This window comes from Arthrobacter sp. SPT-J7 (assembly GCF_059089965.1).
In genome coordinates this window covers 380,827-392,969 of the sequence record NZ_JBNHFF010000004.1, presented here as the reverse complement: position 1 = coordinate 392,969, position 12,143 = coordinate 380,827, and the positions used below count along the sequence as shown (strand labels likewise).

Genomic DNA, 12,143 nt, shown 5'->3' with positions numbered 1-12,143 from the left:
GATGGAGACGTGCCAGAGCGGCCGAATGGACTTCACTGCTAATGAAGGGTCGGGGTTAAACTCGACCGGGGGTTCAAATCCCCCCGTCTCCGCGTCAACTCCCCCGGGAAACCGGGGGAGTTTTTGCGTCTCCGGGGTGTTGCGGATGTTGTCGCCGGGCCGGGCCGAACCAGTTGGCCAGCGCGTCCTCCAGCCCAGACCGCGTCCCGTCTCCCGTCCAGGCCACATGACCGTCGGGCCGGACCAGCACCGCTGCGGGAGCGCTGACCGGACCGATCACCGGAAGTTCCCACCCGCCGTCGTACGCGGCGTCCACCAGCTGCACCCGGTCCGCCCACGGCCCCACGTCGACGCTGCCGGGCGAACCGAGGTTGAGCAGCACCGCCCGGGCATCGCGCAGGAGAGTAAACACGCGCAGCGGGCCGTTGGCTGTCACGACGTCGAGATCGGGCATCCGGCGACCGAGCAGCGGGTGCCCGTCGCCGAGGTCGTAGCGGACGTCCAGACCGGAAATGAGCCCGGCAACCTGTTTCCGTGCCTCGTCGATCGTCAACAGGCCGGCCACCGTGTCGGCCAGCGCGCCGATGCGCGGGTCGGCGCGCTGCATGAGCGACTGCGCCATGGTGTGCTTCAGCGCGCGGGCTCCGGCGGGGTGCCGCTCGGCGTGGTAGGTGTCCAGCAGGCTGTCCGGCGCGATGCCCCAGACCACCTGGGCGAGCTTCCAGCCGAGGTTCACGGCGTCCTGGATGCCGAGCCCGATCCCCTGGCCGCCGGACGGGGCATGGATGTGCGCGGCGTCCCCGGCCAGCAGCACGCGGCCGCTGCGGTAGGCGGCGGCTTGCCGCGTGGCATCGGTGAACCGCGAGATCCAGGTCGGATGGTGGACTCCGAAGTCGGTGTCATAGATGTCGGTCAGCGCCTTGCCCAGGTCGGCCAGGGTGGGCTCGGTGGCCGGCCCAGGTTGCTTCTCGGTCACGATCACCCGCATGGTGCGCCCGTCCTCCATCAAATGCAGCCCGTGAATCCCCACCTCGTCGATGCGGGCGCCCGCCGGCGTCTCCTCGGTCACTTCAACTTCGGCGATCAGGCTGCTCCTCGTCGCGTCCCAGCCGGGGAACTCGATCCCGGCCGCCTTCCGGACGGCGCTGCGCCCGCCGTCCGCACCGACTAGGTACTGCGCGTGCATCAGCCGTCCGTCGGCGAGCTGCACGTCGACCCCGCTGTGGTCCTGGCCGAAGCCGGCCACCTCGAGTCCGCGATGAACCGGCACGCCCAGCTCCTCGATCCAGCCAGCCAGGATCCGCTCAATATGGTTTTGCCACAGGCCAAGCGTGTAGGGGTACCGGGTAGGAAAGTCGCTCACGTCCAGCTTCGTGCTGCCGAAGAACGCCGCCTGGACGCGCTGCCCTTCGGCAAGGAACCGGTCGGCTATTCCGCGCTGATCGAGGATTTCGATGGTCCGTGAGTGGAATCCGCCGGCACGCGAGCCCGCCAGTTCCGGCCTCGGCCGGCGCTCCACAATGGCCGTTTCCACTCCTGCCAGTGCCAGCTCGCCGGCCAGCATCATCCCGGTCGGACCGCCCCCGGCAACGATCACATCAGCCATCACAGCCCCCGCCTCTCCAAGCCTTTTCCGTGTGCGCCTCAGCCGGGCACGTCCGAGCCAGTTTGCGGTATGACCGGGGCCTTGCCGCAAGCCCCCGTGTGCCCGCTAGATTGGAAGTGGCGGACTTAGACGCCTTCGGTCGCTTCCAGGCGGCCGGTCCGAACTGCCTCGGCGAAGGCCTGGTAGTCCTTTTCATTCTGGTCGGCGTAACGCTCGGAGAAATCGGCGATTGAGGCGTCGAATTTGGTGCTCTTGCCCAGGTACGCAGCGATCGCAATCGGGTCACCTGATCGGGCGTGCGCGCGTGCCAAGGTCCAGCCGCAGGCGCTGGCATAGAAGGTCATGCCGCGAGGCTTCATCGCTTCCACCAGCGCTGAGCCCTTCATGTCCCGGAGTTGGCGCCAATACAGGTACCGGTTGTGCTGCGCCCCCTTGGTCCAGCCCAGGAAGATGTCGCTGGCGGCCTGCATCATCCGCTGTCCCTGCACCACGCGCTCGCCCGGCTGCCAGAACGTACTCCTGGGCAGGTGGTCCTCAAGCACCGATCGGGTGGCCTCCTTGACCTGGAGAAACAGCGGATCCTTTTGATCCCGCCCCTGGAGCAAGGCGATGAACGCCCGCGTCCCGACACTGCCGACGCCCACGACCTTGCGCGCGACGTCGATGACTTCGAATTGTTCGAGTAGCTGCCGCCGGTCATCCTGCAGGGTGGCCCGGTAGGACCGGAGCTGGTCGTGAACCGCGTTCTGCACCTCGTCGCCGGACATCCCGTACGTCTCCGCCAGGTCCCGCACGGGAATGACAATGGGTGGCTGACTGACAATGCGGTACTTCCCGTCGACGCGCTCGGCGAGCTTGGAGAGTGCCTGCAGGCTGTCTCGACCGTGGGCCTTTGCGAGGCTCTGGCGCGCCGCCTTTCCCATCCCCTTGGCTGCCTTTTTGAGCGCTTTGCCCTTTTGGGTTTTCACGGCCAGGTCGATGGCTGCCAATAACTGGTCCTCGGACAGGCGGGCGTACCAAATGTCCAGGGTGCGCATCTGTGCGAACTGGGCCATCGCTTCGCGGTAGGCCCGAACCGCGGTGAGCGTCACCTCGCGTGTTTCGTCCGTGGTGAACCCGTTGTTCCGGGCTGCGATCGTGAAGCTCGCGGACATACGCTCGACGTCGTACTCGAACGGCCCCGGAAGAGTTTCGTCGAAGTCGTTCAGGTCGAACAGGAGGGTTCGCTCGGGCGAGGCGAACACGCCAAAGTTGGACAGGTGGGCGTCGCCGCACAATTGGGAGTTAAGGCCGGCCCGCGGCGTGTCCTTCAGGTCCGCGGCCATGATCTTGGCCGCCCCCCGGTAGAACGTGAACGGCGAGGCCAGCATGCGGCCGTGACGCACCGGCACAAGGTCCCGCTCCCTGGTCCGGTTCTGTTCCTCGAGGAGTGCTATCGGATCGGGTCGGCCCGCGGCGGGAAGCCAGCCGGCGTGGCTGGAGACAGGGGTCCTCTGGCGGCATTCCTTGCCGTGGGATGCACGCTCCTCGACGCTCGGGTGCTTGACCTTCTTCTCGGCCATGCTCTTCACCTAGCCCTGCAGCATCTCGTCCGCGTTCACAAAGCGATTGACAATGCGATTGTGGCCCCGGCGCGGCCGCTCGTCAACGCGCGGCCGTCTTCCCCGAAGCGATGGGTTGTGCCTGCGTACTCGACTTCGCCAGTTCCAGTACCGGAGGTCAGTCCTGCTCTTAGAGGTCCTGAACGGATCGGGACAACAGGCAGAACTCGTTGCCCTCGGGATCGGCGAGGACCACCCAGCTGACATCGGGCGCCTGGCCGCCGTCTACTCTCCGCGCTCTCCGAGGGCGAGCAGCCGATCGACCTGTTGGGCGGTGGGCGCGCCATCGGCCCGCAGATCGAAATGCAGCCGGTTCTTGATCGTTTTGCACGTTAATCCATGAACCGTGGCTATGCACCAGCGGACCGCGGCGGCAATCCGGGCCCCGTGTCTCCTCGGAGAAATCAGCCCTTGAGCGCAAGCGCGAAGGGCAGGACCGATTCGGCGCCGGCCAGGCGCAGCGCACGGCCAGCCACGGTGAGCGTCCAGCGGCTGTCGGCGAGGTCGTCGACCAGCAGCACCGGGCCTCGGTTCTGCGCCAGCCATGCTTCACCACCGTCGGGGACCTGGAACTGGTCCCAGACATCGGCTAGCCGGAAGGCACTGTTGCCGCCCGGGCCACTGCGGGGACCGCCGTGCGGCACAGCGAGTTCGCCGAGGTACGGCAACTGGCCTATCTCCGAGAGTCCACGGGCCAGCGACTGCACCAGCAGCGGCCGGCTCCGCGACGGCACGTTCACGATGGCCACCGGCCGCTGGGCCCAGCCCCACTGGGCGAGGACCTGCACGCAGGCTTTCAGCATGCCGGCGGGCACCTCCCGGTCCGGCGCATCGGAGCCAAAGACCTCCCGCAGCTGCCCGCCCCAGCCCAGATCCGTCAGGCGGGCCAGCGCGCGGCCGCTGCCGTTGGCTTCGGCCGGCGGGATCTTGCCCTTGACCGGTACACCCAGTTTGTCCATCCCGCTGGGCCACATGGCCCGGGGCTCCAGTTCGACGCCGGCCCGCTGCAGGGCGGCGCCGGCGCTTTCGGTGGCCTCGGCCGCGATGCTGTCCGAGTACCATGGCCCGGCGCAGTTGTCGCAGCGACCGCACGGGGCGGCCGCCGGATCGTCCAGCGCGCGGGCGAGGAATTCCATCCGGCAGCCGGAGGTGTTCTCGTAGTCCAGCATGGCGTTCTGCTCGGCCACCCGGGCCTGCGCGATGCGCCCATAGCGCTCCGCGTCATAGGCCCAGGGCTGGCCGGTTCCCTCCCAGCCGCCGCTGACCTTGCGCACCGCGCCGTCCACGGACAGGACCTTCAGCAGCAGTTCCAGCGGCGACCGCTTCAGGTTCACCAGCGTTTCCAGCGCCGCCGTGGACAGCACCGTGCCGGGAGCGGCGAGCTCGCGCAGCACCGCGGTGGCGGTCCCCTCGTTAGGCATCGAGGCGGTGGCGAAGTACTCCCAGATGTCCCGGTCCTCGGTGCCCGGCAGCAGCAACACGTCCGCGTTGGGGGTTCCGCGGCCGGCACGCCCCACCTGCTGGTAGTAGGCCACCGGGGAACTTGGTGCCCCCAGATGGACCACGAAGCCCAGGTCCGGCTTGTCGAAGCCCATGCCGAGTGCGCTGGTGGCCACCAGCGCCTTGACCCTGTTTTCCTTCAGCGCCGCCTCCGCCTGCTCCCGCTCAGCGGGATCGGTGCGGCCGGTGTAAGCGGCCACCGCATGGCCGGCCTCACGCAGCAGCCTGGCCGTATCCTCGGCTGCGGAGACCGTGAGCGCGTAGATGATGCCGCTGCCAGGCAGGTCGTTCAGATGCGTGAGCAGCCAGCCGAGCCGGGCCCGCGGGCTGGCCAGCCGGAGCACTCCCAGCCGCAGCGAAGCACGGGCGAGCGGCCCCCGGATGGTGAGCACCCCGCCGTCGTGCTCCCCGGTGGAACGCACGCCGAGTTGCTCTTCGATGTCATGGACCACGCGGGAGTTGGCGGTGGCCGTGGTGGCCAGCACCGGAACCCGGTCCGGGAGCTTTCCGATCAGGTCCCGGATCCGCCGGTAGTCGGGACGGAAATCGTGGCCCCAGTCGGAGATGCAGTGGGCTTCGTCGATCACCAGCAGGCCGGAACTGCCCACCAGTTGCGGGAGCTGCTCGTCCCGGAAGCGCGGATTGTTCAACCGCTCCGGCGACACCAGCAGAACATCCACCGTGTTGGCGGCCAGCTGCTCCTGGATCTGCCCCCATTCCAGCTGGTTGGCCGAGTTGATGGCGGCGGCCCGCACGCCCGCGCGTTCGGCTGCGGCCACCTGGTCGCGCATCAGCGCGAGCAGCGGCGAGACGATCAGCGTGGGACCGGCGCCCCGCCGGCGCAGCAGCAGGCTCGCCACGAAGTAAACCGCGGACTTGCCCCAGCCGGTGCGCTGCACCACCAGTGCCCGGCGCCCCGCGGAGACGAGCGCTTCGACGGCCTCGAACTGGCCCTCGTGGAACTCCGCGGTTTCATTGCCCACCAGGGCCCGCAGCAGCGCCGTGGCCTCCTGGCGCAGCGCTCCGCCGCCCTGCCCGGCCGCAGCCGTTTCCAGTGTGGCGATGTCCGCCGCCGTGTCCGTTGTCCCGTCGATCCGCTCAGCCATGATCCCCAGTATTCCAGCCGCAGCTGACAAGCTGTCCCTTTTCCACAGGAGCCCCTTATAAGCTGGTGCAGTGAGCAGCATAGATCTTGGCCTGTCCTTCAAGGCCTACGACGTCCGAGGGATCGTGGGCGAGACCATAACCGCCGCAACCGTGGAGGCGACCGGTGCGGCCTTCGTTGACGTGCTGTCCCTGGCCGGACAGACGGTGCTGGTGGGCGGAGACATGCGCCCGTCCTCCCCGGAGTTCGCGGCCGCCTTCGCGCACGGCGCAGCGGGCAGGGGGGCCAACATCCTGATGCTGGGACTGATCTCCACCGACGAGCTCTACTATGCCTGCGGCTCCCTCGACGCAGCCGGGGTGGTGTTCACCGCCAGCCACAACCCCGCCCAGTACAACGGCATGAAGATGGCCAAGCCCGGCGCCGTGCCGGTCTCCTCCGACACCGGCATGTTCGACATCCGCGACCGCGCGCAGAAATACCTGGAAACCGGCATTCCGGACGGCACCGAACCGGGAACCATCAGCGAAACCAACGTGCTCTCCGGCTATGCCGGGTACCTGCGCTCGCTGGTTGACCTGACCGGCATCCGCCCGTTGAAAGTGGTGGTCGACGCCGGCAACGGCATGGCCGGAATGACCACTCCCGCAGTGCTCGGCGACAGCCTCCTGCCGGCGCTGCCGCTGGAGATCGTGCCGCTGTACTTCGAGCTGGACGGCACCTTCCCCAACCATCCGGCCAACCCGCTGGAGCCGGAAAACCTGGTGGACCTGCAGGCCGCCGTGCGGGAGCACGGGGCGGACATCGGGCTGGCCTTCGACGGCGACGCCGACCGCTGCTTTGTGATCGACGAGACCGGGGCCGTGGTCTCCCCCTCGGCGATCACCGCGCTGGTCGCCCGCCGGGAAATCGCCCGCGCCCAGGCCGCCGGCGAAGAACACCCGGCGGTGATCCACAACCTGATCACTTCCCGCGCCGTGCCCGAGGCCATTTCCGCTGCCGGCGGCCGTGCCGTGCGCACCCGGGTGGGCCACTCGTTCATCAAGGCGCATATGGCGGAAGAAAAGGCAGTGTTCGGCGGCGAACATTCCGCGCACTACTACTTCCGTGACTTCTACAACGCGGACACCGGCATGCTCGCCGCCATGCACGTGCTGGCCGCGCTCGGAGAACAGCAGGCGCCGCTCTCGGAACTGGCCGACGAGTACGACCCCTACCATGCCACCGGGGAACTGAACTCGCAGGTGGAGGACAAGGCCGCCGCCGTCGCCCGCGTGCTGGCTGACTTCGCCCCCACGCTGGCCGCCGCCCCGGCCGTCGGCGGGACCGCCGCCACCGCCGCCACCTGCCCGGCCGCCTACGCGGGAACCGGCGTGAGCGTGGACCGCCTCGACGGCACCACCGTCATTGCCGACGACGGATCCTGGTGGTTCAACCTGCGCCCCTCCAACACCGAACCGTTCCTGCGCCTGAACGCCGAAGCCACCAACCCGGCGCTGCTCAGCACCCTCCGCGAACATGTCTTGGCCCGGGTCCGGGAAGCCGCATGAGTGCGTCGTGGCGTGACGGCATTCCCGCCGAGGTACTTGCCGACATCGACACCCTGTTCGGCACCGGACTGGGCGTGGCCCAGGAGCAGCTGACCGACCACGGCGCGTTCCTGCCCGCCGCGCTGGTCACCACCCACGACGGCGGACTGCGCCTGGTGGTGGTCTCCCCCGATGATCTGGACGCGGAAGCAACCGAGGCAGCCGAAGTCAACGTGGACGGCATGATCGATGATCTGTATGCCACGCTGCGGCAGGAACGCGGCGACTTCCGCGCCGTTGCAGTAATCAGCGACATCTTCCTGCCCGAAGAGGACGCCGACGCAATCCAGATTGCGGTGGAGCACTCCACCGGCGTCGCCGTCTCCGCCATCCAGCCTTACCATCACGACGACGACGGCAAGTGGAGCTACCCGGACCCCTTCGTGGATCCGCAGGAACGGCTCGTCTGGCCCGATCAGGAACCAGCCGAAGACACCGGGCCGGACTGATCCGCCCCACCCGCCGCCCGTCACGCTGCCGGCACGGGTGCCGGGACACGCCGTGAGGCGCGGCACAGCCGGGAATCCGGCCGCCGACTGACGACTAATATGGCAAGCATGCGTATCAATGCCTTCTCCGACGTGTGCCTGCGGGCGCTCATGCTGCTCTCCGCAGCCCCGGACGAGCAGTTGATGACCACGCAGAGCATTGCCGACGGCGTCGGAACGCCGTACAACCACGTCAGCAAGGCGGTGCTGAAGCTGCGCGGGCTCGGACTCATCGAGGCGGTGCGCGGCCGGTCCGGCGGCGTCCGGATCAGCCCCGCCGGACGGGCCGCGACGGTGGGCAGCCTGCTGCGGAGGCTGGATGCGCGCGAGGACCTGGTGGATTGCGAGTCCCCCAACGGCGACTGCCCGATGAACAACAACTGCGGGCTGCGCGGGGCCCTGCGCCGCGCGCGCGAGGCGTTTTACCTCGAACTCGACCCCGTTGTGGTGTCGGCGCTGCCGCACCAGTCACAAATGGAGCCGGTACTAGTGACCTTGTTCACCCGCCGCCCGGCCTGACCCACACTGCTCCGCAGGCTGGCCCGGGCCCTGTCAGCCGGTGTGCCGCCCCGAAAGCTTGTCGCGGAGCCGGTCCACCATGCCAACACCGGGGCCAACGGTCTTGTGGAACAGTTCAGAATGCGGCGCACTGGGATGAGGCCGCGTCGGCGCAACCTTCTTGGCGTTCTGGACCTTTTCGGCCAAATCCCGGAGCTTGGCCTCGGGAATGTTCGCGCGCAGCTTCGGGAACTGCTCCATCTCCTCGTCGTTCGCGTGGTGGCGCAACTTTCCCTCCAGTTCCCTGACCAGTTCCATGAAGGTCGGGGCGGATGAGTCAACGTCTTCCATCCGCTTCATGAGCTGGACGATTTCCTCATGTTCCTCCTTGTCGTGCTCGACCTCTTCCTTGCCATTCGGAACGTGCTCTTCAATCACGGGATAGACGAGCATCTCCTCGGCCACGGCGTGGCGCATCACCTCGGCGATGACGGTATCGGCCAGGTCGCGGCGCTGGCCTGGGTCGGCGGTCTGCTCGATTTGGCTGAGCAGGTCAATCATGTCCTCGTGGTCTGCGGTGAGGATGTCGACGACATCCGCGCCATCAGTGGCAGCCATGAAACGCCTCCTTAGTGGGTTGTTGCTTTTGGGCGGTCGAGTTGGGGCATCAACATACCAATGCCGCCGGGCAGCGTCTATGGTCCGGCGCGCCACTACGGCCCGCGGGGCGCGATCCTTGGCGGTGGTCTAGACCGGAGGCGGCAAATCGCATGTGCCTGAAGCCTGGCGCCTGACGGCGTCAACCGGAGGTTAAAGGATGAGACCCCTGCACGTCTGCGCAGGGGTCTCATCCGGGGCCGCCATGGCGGCCATCGTTACTGGTCAGGCGAAGCGGGCCTGCAGCTGCTGCAGTTCGGCGGCCAGCTCATCTGGCAGCGCGTCGCCGAATTGGGCGTACCACTCCTCGATGCCCTTGAGCTCTTCCTTCCACTCCTGCGGATCCACCTTGACGGCTTCTTCCACCTGTTCCGGAGTCATGTCCAGCCCGGTGAGGTCGATGGACTCGCCGGTCGGGATGTAGCCGATCGGCGTTTCCTTGGCATCCGCGGTGCCCTCGATGCGCTCGATGGCCCACTTGAGCACGCGGGAGTTCTCACCGAAGCCCGGCCAGGCGAAGCCGCCGTCGGCCGTGCGGCGGAACCAGTTGACCAAGAAGACCTTGGGCAGGCGCTCCGGGTTGGCCTTGCCCTCGATGGTGCCCCAGTGCTTGAGGTAGTCGCCGGCGTTGTAGCCCATGAACGGAAGCATCGCCATCGGGTCGCGGCGGACCACGCCGACCGCGCCGGCCGCGGCTGCCGTGGTTTCCGACGACAGGGTGGAGCCCATGAAGATGCCGTTGGTCCAGGAGCGGGCCTGGGTGACCAACGGAATGGTGGTCTTGCGGCGGCCGCCGAAGAGGATCGCATGGATTTCCACACCATCGGGGCTGTAGTAATCCGGTGCCAGCATGTCGATCTGCGAGATCGGGGTGCAGAAGCGCGAGTTCGGGTGGGCGGCGGGGCGCCCGGAATCCGGCGTCCAGTCGTTGCCTTCCCAGTCGATCAGGTGAGCCGGCACTTCGTCCGTCATGCCCTCCCACCAGACACCGCCGTCGTCGGTCAATGCCACGTTGGTGAAAATGGAGTTGCCCTTGGCGATGGCGCGCATGGCGTTCGGATTGGTGCTCCAGCCGGTGCCCGGCGCAACGCCGAACAGCCCGTACTCCGGGTTCACCCCACGCAACTCGCCTTCCTTGCCGATGCGCATCCAGTTGATGTCGTCGCCGAGGGTCTCGGCTTTCCAGCCTTCGATAGTCGGATCCAGCAGGGCCAGGTTGGTCTTGCCGCAAGCGGACGGGAAGGCCGCCGCGATGTTGTAGGACTTGCCCTGCGGACTGGTGAGCTTGAGGATGAGCATGTGCTCGGCCAGCCAGCCCTCGTCGCGGGCAATCACCGAAGCGATGCGCAGGGCGTAGCACTTCTTGCCCAGCAGCGCGTTGCCGCCGTAGCCGGAGCCGTAGGACCAAATGGAGCGCTCCTCCGGGAAGTGCACAATCCACTTTTCCTCGTTGCACGGCCAGGCAACGTCGGCCTCGCCGGGCTCCAACGGGGCGCCCACCGAGTGCAACGCCGGCACGAAGAAGGCGTCCTCGGCTTCCATCTTGCGCAGCACGTCGGTGCCAATCCTGGCCATGATGCGCATGGAGGCGACCACGTAGGCGGAGTCGGTGATCTCCACACCGAATTGCGGTTGCTCGGCATCCAGCGGACCCATGACGAACGGGATGACGTACATGGTGCGTCCGCGCATGCTGCCGGAGAAGCGTTCCGTGAGGATCGCCTTCATCTCCGCGGGATCCATCCAGTTGTTGGTGAACCCGGCGTCTGCTTCCTTTTCGGAGCAGATGAAGGTCCGCTCTTCAACGCGGGCCACGTCCTTGGGGTCGGAAGAACCCACGAACGAGTTCGGGAACAGCTCGGGGTTCAACCGCTGCAGCGTGCCAACCTCGACCAGATGGTCGGTCAGACGTGCGTATTCCTCTTCGGAGCCGTCCACCCAATACACAGAGTCGGGCTGCGTCAGCTCGGAAACTTCGGCCACCCAGGCCAGAAGCTTTGCGTGTGTAGTTGGGGCGTCCCCAAGTGTTTCCTCAAGAACCGGCTGACGCGTTGTATCGCCCATGACTCATCCCTTTCTTGGGCCAGTGGTGTGTATCGATGCTATGGGCCACCGGCTAGACCAGTCGGGGGCCGGATCACCCGCCGCGCTGGGTCGAGTAGGATGAGGCCCGCGATTCCGCGGTTTTTGGATGTGACCGGCGTCAATAATGTGATTAAGGTCATATAGACCGGTCTAGTTCATATGGCGTTCACGGGGACTCACCGACACTGCGGACCCTTAATGCGCGGAATTCCGGGCCGGAACGGGGGTTCGACTGCTCGATTTGGCGGCGTCCGGTAAACACGCTACAGTTGTATCCGGCCGCGAGGCCAAGCGCCCATAGCTCAGCTGGATAGAGCGTCTGTCTACGGAACAGAAGGCCGGGGGTTCGAATCCCTCTGGGCGCACCAACAGATGCGGCCCGGTCACCGACCGGGCCGCATTTTTTCTGCCCTTTTGACCGCTGTGGGTTCTTCATTCACGGCTGGATCCCAGCGCGCAGTGGCAGCATGGGTGAATGACTCCTGCTCACGGTTTTTCCGGCACTTTCCGGCCGCCCCAGCCCATCAAACTCAAGGCCGGTCAAGAATCGGTGTGGGATTACCCCCGGCCGCCTAGGGTTGAGCCGCGATCGGAACGGGTCATCGTGCGGCTTGGCGGCGAGGTGATTGCCGACACCACCGATGCGGTGCGCGTTCTGGAGACGAGTCATCCCCCCGTCTACTACTTGCCACTGGACTCATTCCCGGCCGGTGTACTCGTCCCGATCGAGGGCACTAGCTTCTGCGAGTTCAAAGGAGAAGCCCACTATTTCGACGTCGTGGCCGGCGGAGCCGTCGCTCCCCGTGCCGGGTGGACGTACCCGGAACCCGCCTCGGGTTTCGAGTCGCTCAGCACCCGGGCGGCCCTCTACCCGCGCCACATGGACTCCTGCGAGCTCAACGGCGAGCAGGTGACCTTCCAGAATGGTGACTTCTACGGCGGTTGGATCACCACGCAGATCGTTGGTCCGTTCAAGGGTGGCCCGGGCACGGCCGGGTGGTGAGCGCAGCCCGC

At 67.1% G+C, this 12,143-nt stretch carries 10 protein-coding genes and 2 tRNA genes; 6 read left to right on the top strand and 6 right to left on the bottom strand.

Translation table 11 applies throughout. The annotated features are described in order from the left end of the window. The first annotated feature begins 3 nt into the window (after positions 1–3). Positions 4–92, top strand: a tRNA-Ser gene (locus AC5RWX_RS09380). 2 nt (positions 93–94) lie between these two features. Here the strand turns inward: AC5RWX_RS09380 and AC5RWX_RS09375 are convergent. The 4 genes from AC5RWX_RS09375 to AC5RWX_RS09360 form a co-directional block, all read right to left on the bottom strand. Further along, positions 95–1,606 (bottom strand): FAD-dependent monooxygenase, encoded by a 1,512-nt coding sequence (locus tag AC5RWX_RS09375; protein ID WP_493957367.1) that lies wholly within the window; start codon positions 1,604–1,606, stop codon positions 95–97. 125 nt (positions 1,607–1,731) lie between these two features. Continuing rightward, positions 1,732–3,168, bottom strand: a complete 1,437-nt coding sequence (locus tag AC5RWX_RS09370; RefSeq protein ID WP_493944459.1) for a DUF2252 domain-containing protein — start codon at positions 3,166–3,168, stop codon at positions 1,732–1,734. 169 nt (positions 3,169–3,337) lie between these two features. After that, positions 3,338–3,538: a VOC family protein gene (locus AC5RWX_RS09365; RefSeq protein WP_494077713.1), complete on the bottom strand. Its 201-nt coding sequence runs from the start codon at positions 3,536–3,538 to the stop codon at positions 3,338–3,340. Positions 3,539–3,611: 73 nt separating this feature from the next. Further along, positions 3,612–5,813 (bottom strand): RecQ family ATP-dependent DNA helicase, encoded by a 2,202-nt coding sequence (locus tag AC5RWX_RS09360; protein WP_493944461.1) that lies wholly within the window; start codon positions 5,811–5,813, stop codon positions 3,612–3,614. 70 nt (positions 5,814–5,883) lie between these two features. Between AC5RWX_RS09360 and AC5RWX_RS09355 the strand changes: the two genes are divergently transcribed. The 3 genes from AC5RWX_RS09355 to AC5RWX_RS09345 all read left to right on the top strand — a co-directional run bounded on the left by AC5RWX_RS09355 (position 5,884) and on the right by AC5RWX_RS09345 (position 8,408). Next, the gene (locus AC5RWX_RS09355) at positions 5,884–7,362 is read left to right on the top strand and encodes a phosphohexomutase domain-containing protein (protein WP_493944462.1); all 1,479 of its coding nucleotides are present in this window, start codon (positions 5,884–5,886) and stop codon (positions 7,360–7,362) included. Then, positions 7,359–7,850, top strand: coding sequence for a hypothetical protein (locus AC5RWX_RS09350; RefSeq protein ID WP_493940925.1), 492 nt, complete (start codon positions 7,359–7,361; stop codon positions 7,848–7,850). Before AC5RWX_RS09355 ends, AC5RWX_RS09350 begins: the two co-directional genes overlap by 4 nt. Positions 7,851–7,958: 108 nt before the next feature. Then, on the top strand, positions 7,959–8,408 hold the full coding sequence (locus AC5RWX_RS09345; RefSeq protein ID WP_493957368.1) for an RrF2 family transcriptional regulator: 450 nt from the start codon (positions 7,959–7,961) through the stop codon (positions 8,406–8,408). A 33-nt stretch (positions 8,409–8,441) separates the two neighbouring features. Here AC5RWX_RS09345 and AC5RWX_RS09340 read toward each other — a convergent pair whose 3' ends face one another. Continuing rightward, a complete protein-coding gene (locus AC5RWX_RS09340; protein ID WP_493957369.1) occupies positions 8,442–9,005 on the bottom strand; it encodes a hemerythrin domain-containing protein in 564 nt (187 codons plus the stop codon). Positions 9,006–9,269: 264 nt separating this feature from the next. After that, entirely contained in the window at positions 9,270–11,108 is a 1,839-nt protein-coding gene (locus AC5RWX_RS09335; RefSeq protein WP_493940928.1) for a phosphoenolpyruvate carboxykinase (GTP), read from the bottom strand. Between the two features lie 312 nt (positions 11,109–11,420). Here AC5RWX_RS09335 and AC5RWX_RS09330 point away from each other — a divergent pair. Together AC5RWX_RS09330 and AC5RWX_RS09325 are read left to right on the top strand one after the other, a co-directional pair. Continuing rightward, positions 11,421–11,497: transfer RNA gene (locus AC5RWX_RS09330), tRNA-Arg, on the top strand. A 107-nt stretch (positions 11,498–11,604) separates the two neighbouring features. Beyond that, positions 11,605–12,132: a DUF427 domain-containing protein gene (locus AC5RWX_RS09325; protein WP_493957370.1), complete on the top strand. Its 528-nt coding sequence runs from the start codon at positions 11,605–11,607 to the stop codon at positions 12,130–12,132. Positions 12,133–12,143: the final 11 nt, after the last annotated feature.